Source organism: Bradyrhizobium sp. CSA207 (assembly GCF_029051685.1).
Lineage (GTDB): Bacteria > Pseudomonadota > Alphaproteobacteria > Rhizobiales > Xanthobacteraceae > Bradyrhizobium.
The window spans coordinates 1-16,299 of record NZ_JAACFT010000072.1; the positions used below are offsets into that span (position 1 = coordinate 1).

General features: G+C 62.9%; 13 protein-coding genes. 6 read left to right on the top strand and 7 right to left on the bottom strand.

Annotation, left to right across the window (positions count from 1 at the left end; translation table 11 throughout):
- Positions 1 to 146 precede the first annotated feature (146 nt).
- Both GWG65_RS39300 and GWG65_RS39305 read right to left on the bottom strand, forming a co-directional pair.
- Positions 147 to 977 carry an aspartate dehydrogenase gene (locus GWG65_RS39300; RefSeq protein WP_275200769.1) on the bottom strand — a complete coding sequence of 277 codons (831 nt, stop codon included), beginning with the start codon at positions 975 to 977 and terminating at the stop codon, positions 147 to 149.
- 38 nt (positions 978 to 1,015) lie between these two features.
- Positions 1,016 to 1,933: a LysR family transcriptional regulator gene (locus tag GWG65_RS39305; RefSeq protein WP_275200770.1), complete on the bottom strand. Its 918-nt coding sequence runs from the start codon at positions 1,931 to 1,933 to the stop codon at positions 1,016 to 1,018.
- Between the two features lie 229 nt (positions 1,934 to 2,162).
- Between GWG65_RS39305 and GWG65_RS39310 the strand changes: the two genes are divergently transcribed.
- Positions 2,163 to 3,236 (top strand): tartrate dehydrogenase, encoded by a 1,074-nt coding sequence (locus tag GWG65_RS39310; protein ID WP_275200771.1) that lies wholly within the window; start codon positions 2,163 to 2,165, stop codon positions 3,234 to 3,236.
- A gap of 163 nt (positions 3,237 to 3,399) precedes the next feature.
- Here the strand turns inward: GWG65_RS39310 and GWG65_RS39315 are convergent, their stop codons facing one another.
- Positions 3,400 to 4,254 (bottom strand): tetratricopeptide repeat protein, encoded by an 855-nt coding sequence (locus GWG65_RS39315; protein ID WP_275200772.1) that lies wholly within the window; start codon positions 4,252 to 4,254, stop codon positions 3,400 to 3,402.
- Positions 4,255 to 4,351: 97 nt separating this feature from the next.
- On the bottom strand, positions 4,352 to 4,909 hold the full coding sequence (locus tag GWG65_RS39320) for a FecR family protein (RefSeq protein ID WP_342760715.1): 558 nt from the start codon (positions 4,907 to 4,909) through the stop codon (positions 4,352 to 4,354).
- A gap of 535 nt (positions 4,910 to 5,444) precedes the next feature.
- On the opposite strand from GWG65_RS39320, the gene GWG65_RS39325 reads away from it, so the two are divergent.
- On the top strand, positions 5,445 to 9,524 hold the full coding sequence (locus GWG65_RS39325) for a VCBS domain-containing protein (protein WP_275200774.1): 4,080 nt from the start codon (positions 5,445 to 5,447) through the stop codon (positions 9,522 to 9,524).
- Positions 9,525 to 9,640: 116 nt separating this feature from the next.
- Here GWG65_RS39325 and GWG65_RS39330 read toward each other — a convergent pair whose 3' ends face one another.
- Both GWG65_RS39330 and GWG65_RS39335 read right to left on the bottom strand, forming a co-directional pair.
- The gene (locus GWG65_RS39330; RefSeq protein WP_275200775.1) at positions 9,641 to 10,570 is read right to left on the bottom strand and encodes a LysM peptidoglycan-binding domain-containing protein; all 930 of its coding nucleotides are present in this window, start codon (positions 10,568 to 10,570) and stop codon (positions 9,641 to 9,643) included.
- A gap of 99 nt (positions 10,571 to 10,669) precedes the next feature.
- A complete protein-coding gene (locus GWG65_RS39335; RefSeq protein WP_275200776.1) occupies positions 10,670 to 11,386 on the bottom strand; it encodes a hypothetical protein in 717 nt (238 codons plus the stop codon).
- A gap of 275 nt (positions 11,387 to 11,661) precedes the next feature.
- On the opposite strand from GWG65_RS39335, the gene GWG65_RS39340 reads away from it, so the two are divergent.
- Together GWG65_RS39340 and GWG65_RS39345 are read left to right on the top strand one after the other, a co-directional pair.
- Complete coding sequence (locus tag GWG65_RS39340) at positions 11,662 to 12,585, top strand: ABC transporter ATP-binding protein (RefSeq protein ID WP_275200777.1); 924 nt, start codon at positions 11,662 to 11,664, stop codon at positions 12,583 to 12,585.
- Positions 12,582 to 13,343 carry an ABC transporter permease gene (locus GWG65_RS39345; RefSeq protein WP_275200778.1) on the top strand — a complete coding sequence of 254 codons (762 nt, stop codon included), beginning with the start codon at positions 12,582 to 12,584 and terminating at the stop codon, positions 13,341 to 13,343. The genes GWG65_RS39340 and GWG65_RS39345 overlap by 4 nt, the downstream gene beginning before the upstream one ends.
- Before the next feature lie 102 nt (positions 13,344 to 13,445).
- On the opposite strand, the gene GWG65_RS39350 is transcribed toward GWG65_RS39345, so the two are convergent.
- Positions 13,446 to 13,772 carry a hypothetical protein gene (locus tag GWG65_RS39350; RefSeq protein ID WP_275200779.1) on the bottom strand — a complete coding sequence of 109 codons (327 nt, stop codon included), beginning with the start codon at positions 13,770 to 13,772 and terminating at the stop codon, positions 13,446 to 13,448.
- Positions 13,773 to 14,114: 342 nt separating this feature from the next.
- Between GWG65_RS39350 and GWG65_RS39355 the strand changes: the two genes are divergently transcribed.
- Positions 14,115 to 14,900 (top strand): L,D-transpeptidase, encoded by a 786-nt coding sequence (locus GWG65_RS39355; protein ID WP_275200780.1) that lies wholly within the window; start codon positions 14,115 to 14,117, stop codon positions 14,898 to 14,900.
- Positions 14,901 to 15,141: 241 nt separating this feature from the next.
- The gene (locus tag GWG65_RS39360) at positions 15,142 to 16,077 is read left to right on the top strand and encodes a glycerophosphodiester phosphodiesterase (RefSeq protein WP_275200781.1); all 936 of its coding nucleotides are present in this window, start codon (positions 15,142 to 15,144) and stop codon (positions 16,075 to 16,077) included.
- Positions 16,078 to 16,299: the final 222 nt, after the last annotated feature.

Consider the following 16,299-nt stretch of genomic DNA (forward strand, 5'->3'; position numbering starts at 1 on the left):
GCGCTCTCTCCGTTCCCTCCCCCACAAGGGGGGAGGGAACGGAGAGAGCGCGGCTGTTGCCGAACTCGACCTCAACCATCACGCTCTTAATCTCACGTCCCGACGCAGAGCGTGGCATCTCACGTCCCGACGCAGAGCGTGGCATCTCACGTCCCGATCCACAGCGTGGCGCGCTGCTTGCGCAGCAGCGCGATCACGGACAGGGCGGTGATCAGGCCGGTCTTTGGATTTTCGGACGGGATGTTCTCGATTCCCATCGAGAACCGCGCCGAATCCGCCTCGACCTCGATGCGGTGGACGTTGCGCGTCACGGTCGGGTCGGCCCAGATTTGCACCATTGTGCGATCCGGCCCGACGCCCGCGAGCGACAGCGCCACAGCAACATTGAGATTGGCCGGAAAACCTTTGGCGGCCTCGCGTGCAGTGCCTTCAAACAGTTTCAGCGGCTCACGCAGATTGTCGATATCGATATTGTTCGCGACGATGAATGGCGCGCCCTTCAAGCCGTCGATCGGCTTGCGCGTGACCATTTTCACCGAATGGATGGTGCCGATCGCGGCGGCGTTGACGGCATCGAGCCCGATCAGGGCACCGGTCGGCACGATGATGCGGCCGCCATTGGCCCGCGCCAGATCGATGAGATCGGAATTGTCGAGCAGCGCGCCGACGCTGACGACGACCGCGGCCTTGCCGCGCGTCACCGCGGGCTCGACGATCGAGCGCAGGTGACTGCTCGGCGCGCACTCGACCACGATGTCGGCGGCCTCGCCGAGTTGTTCGATCGGCAAGACCTGCGGCGGCTTTCGCAACGAGTTCAGGAACGCCTGATGCTTTGCGGGATCGCGCACTGCTACCGCAGACAGCGCGAGCCCCTCGATGCCCTGATCGAGCGCGGTTGCAATCTTGGTGCCGATCGAGCCCAGCCCGGCAATGGCAACCCGCAAGTCGTCCGGCTTTGCAGCCCTCTCATCTGTCATCGCGTCACACCTTTTGTCGAGGCTGGTGTCATAGCCCCTCAGGCGCCCCGCGCATAGCTGCCCAGGCGCGCCTCGAGCACCGACAGCATCGCATCGCGAGCCGGGTCGCGCGAGCCGCGCAGCCATGCCGCAGCAAGAGGCAGCCGGCCGACAGGACCGCTCTGCTTTGGCCGGAGCGCCACGAAGCGCACGCCGGTGACCGCCATCCGCGTCGTCCAGCGCGGCACGATCGCAACCCCGAGTTTCGTTGCCACCAGATGAATGATGGTCTGCTTCTCGTCGGCGACCTGCACGATGCGCGGCGTCAGGCCGGCCTGCTCGAACAGTTTGATGGTGAGGTCATGGCTGTGCGGCCGCGAACGGCGGTCCGGCACCAGCATCGGTTCATCGGCGATGTCGGTCAGCGTGATCGATTTGCGTCCCGCCAGCGCGTGCCGCTGCGGGAACGCCACGATCGCGGTCTCCTGGAGCAGATGACGGAATTCCAGCCGCTTGTCCGGGCGGTCGGGCGGACGTACGAAAGCGAGATCGAGCGCACCGGTCAGGATTTTCGGCAGCAGCCGGACGGTTTTGTCTTCGAGAAGCTGCACCGCGATCTCCGGATGCTTGGCGCGGAAATCGCGCAGCAGCGCCGGCAACAGCCCGGCCGCCGCGCTGTCGATCGCTCCGACCCGCAGCCGCCGTGCGGCCCCTGCGCGCGAGCGGTTGCGCAGGTTGGTCTCGACCGCCTCGACGCGGGCAAGGATGGCGCGCGCATCGCGCAGCAGCGTGGCACCGTCCTCGGTAAGCGAGACCGCGCGCGTCGTCCGCGCGAACAGCCGCGTACCCAGATCCTCCTCCAGCAGCCTGATCTGGCGGCCGAGGGCGGAGGGCAGCGTCTGGAGATGCTGCGCAGCGCGGCCGAAATGCAGCTGTTCGGCCGCCGCCACGAAGCATCGGAGCTGATGCAATTCCATCTTCCGCCTCTCGTCTATCCCGGGATGGATTATATCATTTTTTTGTATAAACCAGCGCCAATTGAGTTTGCGTCCTGCGCTCGTCTAGGTTCGCTGCCGGCGTGAACCCGGCATGTCGTGCCGGCCTGCTCGTTCTCTCGGCGGTCCTCACCCTGCTATTGTCGCGCGCGAAAACCACGGCCGTCGAACCCGTCACGCAATCCCATTGATCTCTGAAACGGAGCACTCCATGCGTACCCATTCGATCGCAGCAATTCCCGCCGACGGAATCGGCCCCGAGGTCATCTCCGCCGGCGTTCGCGTTCTGGAGGCTCTGGCAAAACGCAGCGGCGACCTCGCCTTCACCATCAAGACGTTCGACTGGGGCTCGGACTATTACAAGAAGCACGGCGTCATGATGCCGGCCGACGGCCTTACCGAGCTCAAGAAGTTCGACGCGATCTATTTCGGCGCGGTCGGCGCGCCGGACGTGCCCGATCACATCACGCTGTGGGGCCTGCGCCTGCCGATCTGCCAAGGTTTTGACCAATACGCGAACGTGCGGCCGACCAAGATATTGCCCGGCGTCGCTTCGCCGCTGCGCAATGTCGGCGTCGGCGATCTCGACTGGGTGATCGTGCGCGAGAATTCGGAAGGCGAATACGCCGGCATGGGTGGCCGTGCGCACAGGGGCCTCCCCGAGGAGGTCGGCACCGAGGTCGCGGTGTTTACTCGCGTCGGCGTGACGCGGATCATGCGCTACGCGTTCAAGCTCGCGCAGTCGCGGCCGCGCAAGTTCCTGACCGTGGTGACCAAGTCGAACGCGCAGCGCCACGGCATGGTGATGTGGGACGAGATCGCGGCCGAAGTCGCGGCCGAATTCCCCGACGTGACCTGGGACAAGATGCTGGTCGACGCCATGACCGTGCGCATGACGCTGCATCCGAAGAGCCTCGACACCATCGTTGCAACCAACCTCCACGCCGACATCCTCTCGGACCTCGCCGGCGCGCTCGCCGGCAGCCTCGGCGTGGCGCCGACCGGCAACATCGATCCGCAGCGCCGCTTCCCCTCGATGTTCGAACCGATCCACGGTTCGGCCTTCGACATCACGGGCAAGGGCATCGCCAATCCGGTCGCAACGTTCTGGACCGGCGCGCAGATGCTAGAGCATCTCGGCGAGAAGGATGCGGCGGTGCGGCTGATGGCGGCAGTCGAGCGCGTCTGCGCCGCCGGCGTGCTGACCCCGGACGTCGGCGGCAAAGCGACGACGCGGGAGGTGACCGACGCCGTGATCGACGCGATCCACGGGGCTAACGTCTAGCAGGCGTTGGAGAGCCGGCGATCGGAGGACCATTCGATGCCAGACGGCGAGGCTTGATGCGAGGAGCGTCGAGCCCGCAAGGCATTGCGGTTCGCAATGCCTCAGAGATCTTCTGGTCTACCTATTCGACATCAACGCGAATTTCGGTGGACCAATCATGGCGTCACTGTACGCCATGGCGCGCGAACTCGTCGCCGACCTTAAGCTCGATGAGCTTTGCTGCCGAGACGTCGCGATCGCCGCCGGCTTTGTCGCCCAGCCTGAGCTTGGCCAATCCGCGGCCATAGAGCGCGCTCGCCAGGTTTGGCGCCAGGCGCAACGCCGAATTGTAGTCGTCAATCGCCGCGGCGAGCTGGCCCATCTTCAGATGGATCAGCGCACGTGAATCGTATGTCGCGGCATCTTTCGATCCCGACTGAATCGCCCTGTCGCAGTCGTCGAGCCCGCCCTGTAAATCGCCGATGACCGCCCGGGTCCAGCAGCGTCCGCTCCTCGCCAGCGTCAAATTCGGATCGAGACGAATGGCCTCGTCGAAATCCAATGCGGCCCGATCATACTGGTTCAGTTTCAGGTGGGCTTCCGCGCGGTTGGCGAAGGCCCTGCCATAAGTCGGGTTGCGCCTAATTGCCTCGTCGAAAGCCTTGACCGCATCGCCATAAGCTCCCTTTCTCAAATAGGCGACACCGCGATTATTCACCGGCTTGACGTAGCCTGAAGCGAGTTCGATCGCGCGATCGAAATCACTGATCGCACGGTCATATTCTGCAGCTGCGGTATAAGCGTTGCCACGATTGTTGTAAGCCAGAGCCAGTGCATCCGCCTTGGCATCACCCGAATTGATCAGCGCCGTACAACCGACGATCCGGGCTTGGATCGGGAGGCGGTCCGTACCGTTGCACTGCTCAATGCTCTTGAGGTGGCTATTCTTCTGCAGCTGCTGCGCCGCCGCCGGCGAACCGAGCGCCAGCAGGACGAGAATGGACGCGACGCCGTCGACGATGGCAGCCCTCACAGTCATGTCCGTGTCAGGCCTCGCTGAAATTGGCGGAACAGCGCCTCGGATGTTTCGCATGCCGCAACGGGGAGAGGAGAAGAGGCTCGCCTCGAAGTTCGCTTCAGCAACCTCTGCATATCTTCAGCCTGGGACCGCTCTCCTGCTCGGGCTGCCGCACCGTAGCAGCCACGCGCTTCTTGACCAATTTGCTCTTGCCCTCTTCGATAAGAGTCGAAAACTTGACCGCGCCGTCATCCGAAATTTCGATGTGCGGCGTGGTGCCTCGGATTCCCATCGTTGCAACCGGCGTATCGACTTTCATATCGCCGGTCTTCGCGACCTGGCCGGCAACAAATGTGGCCGTTCCTCTGGCCAGATTGAAAAACGTCGCGTTGGACTTGCCGTCCGGCTCGTACACATACTCATCCAATGTCATACGCGCGTTGCTCGACAGATTGAACGACGAGCCATCATTGAAATTGATGCTGACCCGGCTGTCCGCCCCGGTTCGCACCACGTCGCGCAGATACACGACATCGCCGGCCTTGGTTTGAGAGGTCTGATCGGGAAGGTTCGCCTGAACGACGACCGCACCTGCGTGCTCGATCGTGACCGAACCTGCAACGGCTACGACTTTGCCGATTGGTCTTGGCGCAACTTCCTGAAGGTCGGGCTTCACGGGATTGACCTGAGCTTGCGCTGGCGCAGCAAGAACGCTCGCGGATGCCCAAACGAAACCAGTCACCAAAGCTGCGATCAAATGCCTGCACATGATCCGCCCCTTCCGAGAAGATCTGGCTTGCGTGCCGCTTGATGCGAGCTCTGTCAGCCCCGGCCAAGCCCGCAAGTCTTGTATCGTGAGTATCTACAACCTGGATCGGTCCTGCGGACCAGCCCTCCAGAAAAAGTATCATCTATTGCTTGATCTTAGCCCCAAGCTGTTTGCCTGGCCAGCGAAGGCGAGCTAAATTTCGCGCCGCTCGGTCGTCAACTTCTTGAGAGCCAAATTGCGATCGCGTCGAGAGGCCGCATCGCGCGTGAACCTGCCTTCGTCTAACCTATACCTATAGAGATCAGTTTTTTCATCAAACGTCTTCGGCGTGCAGGCCTGGGGTTGCTAGCGCCAAAAATTGCCCCCGTGGCGTAGGCAAAACCGATAAGAAGACCGCGGCACCGCGCCAAGCGCGAGTTATCCGGCACGCGAGGCCAGAACCATGTTAGTTGCTTCAGGCGTTGGACCCCAGGATGGGGTTGTTACGGCTTTACCTCTCCAGGTCATCGGCATAGTCGAGACTGCGTTTGGTTGCGTCACTCTCACGCGCGACGGCGGTGCAACGATTCAGGTCAGCGACGGCGACCTTGTCTATCGCAATGACGTAATCGAAACTGGTGCGGATGCACAGGCCCGGATACGATTTCTCAACGACAGCATATTCAATGTCTCCAGCCGAGCTCGCATCGAGTTGCGCCAATTCGCAGCCGATTCCGATGGCGCTTCGTGTTCGACCGTTGTTGCGGTCACCAGCGGAAGCTTTGCATTCGCTGCCGGCCGGCCGGCAAACGGCGGCACTCTCACGGTCGACACCCCTCTTGGAAGCATTCGTGGCCGCTCCTATGCGACGGGGTTCGGCATCCTGACGCTTGCGGCCTTGACCTTCTCGATGATGGAGGACGCACAAGCCGCAGACCCGGACGCCACGTTTTTGGATGACGATACGATCGCTTACAAGGACCTGCAGCACGGCGCATTCGAGCTCATCACCAAGGAGCCGGTGCCGCGACACATCATCGTCGAAGATCCAGGCGAGACCATCGTCCTGAAAAGGATCGGCTCCTCGATCAGCGTGAACCAGGTTGCGAACAGTGCTGCCCGCATGGAGGAGCTGCAGGCGGCCCAACAGGACGTGCTTGCCAATTTCACGCGAGGTCCGACAGGATCCGGCACGCCACCTTTCGGCAGTTCGCTCGCGCTGCAGCACATCAACTTCACATCGGATAGCACGACTGCGCCGCCAAATCTGGCTCTACCACTGCAGCCGTTCGACATCCCCTTGATCGTGCTGCCGCCGCCGACACTGAACCTGCCGACCGGGCCAATCGAAATCGACACGATCACGTTCGACGAATTCACTGCGACAAGCGGTACCTTTACCGCCAGCAGCCCGCTCAATGGCGCCCTCACCTACGGTCTCAGCGGAGGTACGGTCGGCACCACGGTACTGAATGGAGTGACATACGATCTTTCGCAGACCGGTCCGTATGGCACCCTCTATCTCAATAGCGTATCCGGCGCCTACACTTTTGTTCCGAACAATGATGCGATCAATGCCCTGTCGTCGCCGACGACCACGAGCTTCGTCGTCACGGTCTCGGACGGCGAGCTCTCGACGAGTCAAACCTTCGTCGTCAGCATCAACGGCGTCAACGACACGGCCACTATCTCAGGCAACGCCGCTGGCATAGTGGTGGAAGCGGGCGGCGTCGCCAATGCGGCGCCGGGCACACACAGCGCAACCGGCACGCTTACGGACACGGATGTCGACAATCCGCCCAACGCCTTCACGGCGGTCAGTTCGCCGACCAGGAGCGCGGGCGGCTACGGCTATTTCACGATGACAGCCGGCGGAGTGTGGACCTACACGCTCGACAATGGCAACAGCACAGTACAGGCCCTGAATGTCGGCGACACCCTGACCGACACGCTGACGGTGACCAGCGTCGACGGCACCCCCCAGGTCGTGACGATCACGATCCAGGGCAGCAACGACGCCGCCGTCATCTCCGGCACCGCAACCGGTTCAGTCGTCGAGGCAAGCGGCGCTTCGCCCGGCGCACCGATCGCGACGGGCACACTTGCCGCCGCGGATGTCGACAATCCGGCCAACATGTTCGTGCCGGTCGGCTCCCCGGCACCCAGCGCGCATGGCTATGGCAGCTTCACGATCACTGCGGCCGGCGGGTGGACTTACACGCTCGACAATACCAGTACCGTGGTGCAGGCGCTCAACAATGGCGACACGCTGACCGACAGCTTCACGGTGACCACGGTCGACGGCACGGCACAGACAGTGACGATCACCATCAATGGCAGCAACGATGGGGCGGTCATTTCCGGAACGGCGTCCGGCTCGGTGATCGAGGCCGGAGGTGTAGCCAACGGTACGCCTGGTATGCCGACCGCGACCGGCACGTTGACCGATGTCGATCCTGACAATTCGTCCAACACCTTCACCCCGATAAGCACCCCAAAGACGAGCGCGGGCGGCTTCGGCACCTTCACGATGACGGCGCTGGGCACATGGGCCTACACGCTCGACAACAGTAATGGCACGGTGCAGGCGCTCAATGTCGGCGATACTCTGATCGATCAGTTCACCGTAACGACGGTCGACGGTACGCCGCAGCTGGTGACAATCACGATCAACGGCACGAATGACGCCGCCGTCATTTCCGGAACCACGACGAGCTCGGTGCTCGAAGCCGGCGGCATCTCCTCCGGCACGCCAGTCGCGACCGGCACGCTCACTGATGCCGACATCGACAATCCGGCCAACACCTTTACAGCGGTGACATCGCCCACTGCAAGCGACGGCGGCTACGGCACTTTCACGATGACCGCGTCCGGAATATGGACTTATACGCTCGACAACAACAACGGCCTGGTGGACGCACTGGATGTCGGCGATACGCTCACCGATCATTTCACGGTGACGACCATCGACGGCACCACGCAAGAGGTGACGATCGCCATCCATGGTGCCAGCGACGCGGACCCCAATGACTTCGACAATTTGGCAACAGGAACCACCGTCGTATCCGATCCCCCGTTTATCTACGGCACTCCCGGACACGACAGCATCGCCGGTGGCGGCAGCATTCCCCAAACCATTTATGGGGGCGCCGGTGACGACACCCTTAACGGCACCGGCGTGAACGACACCATCTTTGGCGGATCTGGCAACGATACGATCAAGGGCAATAACGGGGACGACCTCATCTACGGTGGTTCGGGGCGAGACGATATCGACGGCAGCAACGAGAACGACACCATCATCGGCGGGTTCGGTCCGGACCAGCTCACGGGCGGCAATGGCAATGATGTCTTCGTCTATCTATCGGCGGCAGATTCCCGTGCTGGCCGGTTCGATACGATCACCGATTTCAGATCGGGAGCCGACAGGATCGATTTGACGGCTATCGGCGCGCTAGGGTTCGTGATCCTGGCATTGACCTCGACAAGCGCGTCCGTGCCGCCCCACACCATCGCGTGGATTTACGACAGCTCAGCCAATGAAACCATTGTGTATGTCAATCCGACCGACCAAACCCTCCAGATCGGCGATTCCAGCCTGCTGGAAGTTCATCTCCAGGGTATCGCGACCATCGATTCGTCGGACTTCATCGTGGACCAAACCGCGACACCGGCCTTGGCGGTGAACGACACCATCGATCCGACCGCAGTCACGCAAAGCGACACGATCGTCATTGCGCTCAGCACTTCCGACACCTCCACTGACTCGACGAACAGCGGTTCTCTTTCGTTCGACGGAAGCTCAACCGCAATCGATCTGAACTATTCCTTCGATTTCGATCGGGATTACAGCGGGTGGAGCAACGAGCTCACCCCTTCCACCTCGGGCGAGACTGCAACCCAATCCGGCCTCTCGGAACCGGCAATCGGTTCGCTATCGACGGACTCCTTCAAATTCGCCTTCGAACAAGCCGGGACCGACGACAGCATCCATCCGAACGGAATCGGAGCGCCCGGCATGGCGGAGGGAAATCATGCCGTGTCTTTCATCATGCCGGATGCACTCCTTGCGATCGACCAACATCTCGGTGACGGCAAGACCGCGGAGGCTCATGGCCGTGCGGGCTTTGCCGATCCCGGGAGTGCGCTTGATGACGCCTCCCAGAAAGGCCTCGGGAACGGCGGCAGCGCTCATTCGATTTCCCCTCAAGCAAGCGAACAGAGGCATGCTCCAACTGAGGGCCCAAACGGGCCTAATTCCCACCTGCATTCTGCGACAGATGGCGCGCCCGGCTCACACGGAAACTCGCAGGCAAATCCGCACGGACCCGATTCCTTCAATTTCGCGAATCCGACGACTGAAACACCGAGCATCGCGTTTGTGAACGATATCCCGTCGCCGCCCAATCATCACGAAGGCACGACACAACCCGACGGACATGGTGGAGCCGCGACAGCCGGCGAGGATTCGCAGCTGGATCATGGCACTCACGCTGTGGGCCATTTAGCCGAACATCATGTGCTGCACGATCTCCTGGTGTGACCTTGGTCTGCTGAAGATGCACATGCCGACGACTCATCGCCGAATGTTCACCTAACGCTCGCCCCCAGGCGGAGAAGGAGCATACGTTCTTGGCTTCCACTCAGACCGATCTCGGGTTACCGCCGGTTCGGAGTCGCCATCGCAGCCGCCGGCTCGGGCGGCGTCAGGTGGCGCGGGACGATGATGGACTGGCCGGGGGTGAGTGGTGCGCTCTCCGGCAGCGAGTTGCTCTGCGCGAGCGACCACAGCGGCACGCGATTAGCCGCGGCGATGCTCTCCATGGTGTCACCGCGGCGTACGGGCAGCCGCACGCCGCTGTCCCACAATTCGACCAGCGTGCCGGCGGGCACGAGATAGCGCAGCGGCACCGCATCGGCCTGAGTCTGCGCCGGGATACGCGGCAACTGCGTCACCATGTCGAGGATCTGGCGGTGGATGTTGTCCGACTTCTCGATGTTGATGTGTGAGACTCGCGCGTTCTCCTTCAGGTCGTAGCTCGCATAATGGCCGCGATAGCCGGGCTTGGTCACGACGTCGCCGCCGCCGAGCACGCTGTCGGAAAGGAAGATGTTGATGAAGCGCTCGACATTGAGCGGCACGTCGCCGGTGGCATGCGCGGGGTCGATGGTGATGACGAGGCTGATCGGGATGTTCTCCTTGGCCGCCATCTCGGAGATGACCACCGAACACAGCCCGCCCATCGAGTGCCCGATCAGCACGATCGGCGCCGGCGCCTCCTTGTAGCTGGAGATGGCGCGGTCGCCGATCCATCGGCAGATGGTGAATTCGTAGACGTCGGCCGAAAAACCGGCCTGCGTCAGTTTCTCGCTGAGCCGGTCCATGCCGGTCGAGAAGATCGGCCCCATGGCGCCTCGGAACAGGTAGATTTTCGGCGGCGGTAGCGGCTCGGGCGGTGGAGGCGGCGGCGAGGCGGCGGGCGCGACCGCGACGGGCTTCGTCTTGGCAGGTGACGCCGCAGCCATGCCGGCGCTGAAGGCGAGCAGCGCAACCGCTGACAGCACCACAATTCGCCTAGTGTCAATCATCAGTCCAGCAGTCCCACCACGGAAGGCAAAGGCCGTCCGCCAGTGGCTTAGTGACCACCGATTGGGTGGAATTTGGGGCGTCGAACCCGAGCTGATGGGCTAGTTCCTTGCCGGAGTCGTGGTCGCCGCCGCCGAGCGCGCCTGCCTGGGCGCGCCGGGTTCGGCAACCGGTGCCGGTGCGCGCGAGCGCATGATCGCGGCGTCGATCTCGGCGATCACGCGGCGCTGGATCGCCTCGTTCTTGTCGATCGTGATGTGGCCGACGCCGGAGCCGCGCAGGTCGACATTGTCGAGCTTGCCGCGGAAACCGTCGGCACGCTTCACCGGCTCGCCGGGACCGTCGCCGATATAGATGTTGATGTAGCGCTCGGCGCCGGTGGTGAGCTTGGTCTTGAACACAGAGTCGAGCCCGATCGCGAGCTTCACGGGCACGCCGAGACGGTTGAGCTTGGCGATCATGTCGGGCAGGGCAGTGGCGCCGGAGGAGTGCCCGACCAGCACGATGGTCTTGAGCCGGCCGGCCTTGTAGGCGGTCGCGGCTTCATCGGCCAGCGAGGACCAGGAGACGAAATTGGCGACCGTTACCGGAATGCCCTGCGCCTCGAGCCGGGCGCCGATAGTGTCGAGCCCGAGCGAGAAGATATTGAGCACGCCGCGGAGCAGGTAGACATGGGTCGTGGCGGCCGCCTGGCTCGGCGCGGCCTTGGCGGTGGTCGGGCTCAAGGCAACAGCTGACAGCAGGAGCAGGGCCATCGCCCACACACGGATGGCGGACAACTGGCTCGCGCCGGCTGCGTGACGGCCGTTCGGTCTCATTGATCTTTTCCCCGGGGACACATGCTTTGCAATTGGCCGGAATCGTAGCCATGGCCTGCTCGCAGACGCAACAAAGAGCCGCGTGAGCGACAATCTTAGCCGCAGCCCGTGACTGTTGCGCAACACTTGCCTGAAACCTGCCACCGAAGGGCCCGTTTTGAGGTCATTTTTCTCCGGGGAATTGCGACCGGGCAATGGCATTCCTATCTCAGGGCTCCGCTGTGCCGCCCCTCCCGGGACGGGTTCCAGCCCCCTTCCCCAATCCGCCGGCCATCATGTCCTCCATCATCTCCGTCGCCAATTTGTCGAAGACCTATGGGTCCGGCTTCAAGGCGCTCAAGAACGTCAATCTCGATATCAAGCGCGGCGAGATCTTTGCGCTGCTCGGCCCGAACGGTGCGGGCAAGACCACGCTGATCTCGATCATCTGCGGCATCGCCAATCCGAGCGAAGGCAAGGTCCTGGTCGGCGGCGAGAACATCCAGACCTCCTACCGCAAGGCGCGCTCGCTGATCGGGCTGGTGCCGCAGGAACTGCACACCGACGCCTTCGAGAGCGTGTGGGCGACCGTCAGCTTCTCCCGCGGCCTGTTTGGCAAGCCGAAGAACCCGGCCCATATCGAGAAGGTGCTCAAGGACCTCTCGCTCTGGGACAAGAAGGACAACAAGATCATCACGCTCTCCGGCGGCATGAAGCGCCGCGTGATGATCGCCAAGGCGCTGTCGCACGAGCCGCAGATCCTGTTTCTGGACGAGCCGACCGCGGGCGTCGACGTCGAGCTGCGCAAGGGCATGTGGGAGGTGGTCCGCACGCTCCAGCAATCCGGCGTCACCATCATCCTCACCACGCACTACATCGAGGAAGCCGAGGAGATGGCCGACCGCATCGGCGTCATCAACAAGGGCGAGATCGTGCTGGTCGAGGACAAGGCGACCTTGATGCAGAAGCTCGGCAAGAAGCGGCTGACGCTGCACTTGCAGGGCAAGCTCAGCACGCTGCCGGAGAGCCTCAGCCCCTACAAGCTCGACCTCTGCGACAGTGGCGCGACGCTGATCTACGACTACGACACCAAGGGCGAGCGCACCGGCATCACCAGCCTGCTCGGCGACCTCCGCACGGCCGGCATCCGCTTCAACGATCTCGACACGACGCAATCGTCGCTCGAGGACATCTTCGTCGACCTCGTGAGGACGTCATGAACTACCGCGCTGTCCGCGCCATCTACCTGTTCGAAATGGCACGCACCTGGCGCACGCTGCTGCAAAGCATCGTCTCGCCGGTGGTCTCGACCTCGCTCTATTTCGTGGTGTTCGGCGCCGCCATCGGCTCGCGCATCAGCCAGGTCGAGGGCGTCAGCTACGGCACCTTCATCGTGCCGGGCCTGATCATGCTTTCTGTCCTGACGCAGAGCATCGCCAATGCCTCGTTCGGCATCTACTTCCCGAAATTCGTCGGCACGATCTACGAGATCCTGTCGGCGCCGATTTCTTATTTCGAAATCGTGCTCGGCTATGTCGGAGCGGCCGCGACCAAGTCGATCATCTTGGGCCTTATCATCCTGGCGACGGCCGGCCTGTTCGTGCCGCTGCACATCCACCATCCGGTCTGGATGCTGGTCTTCCTGATGCTGACGGCGGTCACCTTCAGCCTGTTCGGCTTCATCATCGGCATCTGGGCTGACGGCTTCGAAAAGCTCCAGATGATCCCGATGCTGGTGGTGACGCCGCTGACCTTCCTCGGCGGCAGCTTCTATTCCGTCGACATGCTACCGCCGGCCTGGCGCACGGTGGCGCTGCTCAACCCGGTGGTCTACCTGATCTCGGGCTTCCGCTGGAGCTTCTACGAGATCGCCGACGTCAGCTTGTCCGTCAGCTTCGGCATGACGCTGGCGTTCCTGGTGATCTGTCTGGTGGTGATCTGGTGGATTTTCCGGACCGGTTACCGGCTAAAGAACTGATCGAGCGTCCGTAGCCCGGATGAAGCGCAGCGAAATCCGGGACCAGCGCAGCTTGCGGCACGACCCCGGATTACGCTGCGCTCCATCCGGGCTACGGCGACATCACCGATAGCAGTGAAAGCGGTGATACCCGTCATAGTACCCGCGGCAGCGGTGGTAATAGCGACGATGGGGAATGCCGAACACGCCCTCGACCGCGCCCACGGCGCCGCCGACACCGGCGCCGACCGCGCCTCCGACCACGCCGCCCACCGGGCCAGCAATGCGGTTGCCTTCATAAGAGCCCTCCTGGGCGCCGCGGACGATGCCCTGGGCATGGCCGGATTGCGGTAGCAATAACAGCGCAAGGAGGATGGCGGCGGCTGCGAAAAACAAGCGGACAGGCAAACCAGCCGGCCATTGCGCAGCTGTGATACGGGCTTTGTTCATATTCGGTCCCAAAGGAAGTACAAGGGCTAAATGGCGGCGAAAGCCGCGTGTCGAGGCAGGTCATTCTCAACGCCTGGGGCGGCCAAATGGTTGCGCCTTTGTGACGAATTGTCGGCGTCCGAACGCGCTGGCCCGCTCGCGAAAATGTCAGCACCGCCGCGGGCGGCGCGGCACAGAGCGGCCTTGCTTACGCCCGCCATCACGTTAACGATGGGCGGGCAGGCCGCTGGAACGAAAGCCGGATTGCAGGCATAGTGCACGCCGGGGACGGAGAGCCGCGGCATTTGCGTGAACAGGCCGGAGGCCAGGATTCAAATGCGTCTTCCTCAAATGCGTTTCCAGATGCGTTCCTATTTCATTGCTTTCAGCTCGTTGATGCTTTTGAGCGCGGGCGCCGCGCAGGCCAAGGTCGACATCACCATCGACAAGGACAATCAGCAGCTGACCGTCGCCATCGACGGCGTCGCGCGCTATCACTGGCCGGTGTCGACCGGCATTCCCTCGCGCGAAACACCGAACGGCGCGTTCCGCGCCTTCCGCATGGAAGAGGACCACTACTCCAAGGAATTCGACGACGCGCCGATGCCGCACGCGATCTTCTTCACCAAGATCGGGCACGCCATCCACGGCACAGATTCGGTGGGCCGGCTCGGTACACCGGCTTCCCATGGCTGCGTGCGGCTGTCGCGCCAGAATGCATCGACGCTCTATGCGCTGGTGCAAGAACAGGGCGTGCTCAACACCACGGTGACGCTGACCGGCTCGGCGCAGGTGGCGCTAGCCCGCAATCCGCGCGGCCGCACCAACAATGCCGTGGCCCGCGCCCAACAGCCGGCCGACGAGCAGTATAGTGCTGTCGGCGATCCCGTCACTCTGACGCCGCCGGCGCAGCCCGCCCGCCGCTACATGCCGCAGGACGACAACTACATCTATCCGGCCGACGGCAGCGATACCGGCGCGCGCTACCCGGCACCGCGCACCAACCGCGTCTACGGCGCGCAGGTCTATCCGCCGCAGCCGCAGCCGTCCTACGACCAGGGCTACGGCCAGCAGCAGGGCTACTACTATCAGCAGCAACCCCGGCCGTATTATCAGCCGCGCGGCGGCTACAATTACTACCAGAACTGATGTGACCTGACGCAGCTACCGCACTCGGTGGCTGCGCACGCTGACGACCGCAGGAAATTGCGGTAATCTGTGCATGGATTGAGCGGCACACCGACGCAGGGAAGCAACAGTCCCAACCTGCAATGCTGCGGCGCTCCGGCCAAATTGACAACTACCGTTTTCGCTTGCCCTCCGAGCCGCCATGCCATCATTTGCTGCGATCATTTTGACTCTGCTCTCACTTCTCATGACGGGAAGGGCCATGGGATCCGACTCGGCCTTCGATCTCGAGGCGCATCGCGGCGGGCGGGCGCTGTTGCCGGAGAACACGCTGCCGGCCTTCGCCAATGCGCTGTCGATGGGCGTGGACACGCTGGAGCTCGACGTCGGCGTGACCGCCGATGGCGAGGTCGTCGTATCGCATGAGCGCGGGCTCAATCCCGATCTCGCCCGGGATACGACCGGCGCCTATGTGACACCGCCCGGTACGCCGTTCGTGAAATTGCAATTCGCCGCAGTCAGGACCTACGACGTTGGTCAGATCCGGCCGGACAGTGCCTACGCAAAGCAATTCCCTGATCAACGCGCCATACCTGGAACGCGCATTCCCACCTTGCGCGAGGTGTTCGCGCTCGTCCGAAAATCCGGCAACACGCGCGTGCGCTTCAACATCGAGACCAAGATCGATCCGGGCCATCCGGAGGAGTCGCTCGATCCGCAAGGTTTTGTCGCAAAGCTGCTTGGAGTGATCGAGGCCGAAGGATTTGCCGAGCGCGTCATGATCCAGTCGTTCGACTGGCGGACCCTGCTGCTGGTCCAGCAGCGGGCACCGGGAATTCCGACCGTGTACCTGACGCTCCAGCGCGGCTCGGCGCCGACCGTCGTGCTCGACAAGGCCAGCAACTGGACGGCGGGCTTCAGCCCCGCCGATCACGGCGGCTCGCTGCCGCGGACGATCAAGGCCGCCGGCGGCGCGATCTGGTCGCCCAATTTCGGCGACGTGACCGCCGCGCTGATCGCGGAAGCCCATTCGCTCGGACTGCGCGTCGTGGTCTGGACGGTCAACAAGCCAGAAGACATGGCGCGCATGATCGAGACCGGCGTCGACGGCATCATATCGGACCGCCCGGACCTGCTGCGGCAGGTCGCCGGCGAGAAGGGGATTGCGCGGCCGGCGGGAACGCCGGTCGAGCCGTAATTCTATCCGCGGCGCTTTCCCGTAGCCCGGATGGAGCGAAGCGCAATCCGGGACCGACGCCGCTCCAAACTACGAGTGATCCCGGATTACGCTTCGAGACTGGGCAGGAATTTGTTTTGCGTACCCCACTAAGCGGGCGAACCGAATTCCAGGCAGAAACCAGCTTTTGGTCGGAACATCAGGGTCTGGAGCCCGGCTATTATCGCTGAAGCGATGTTGAGC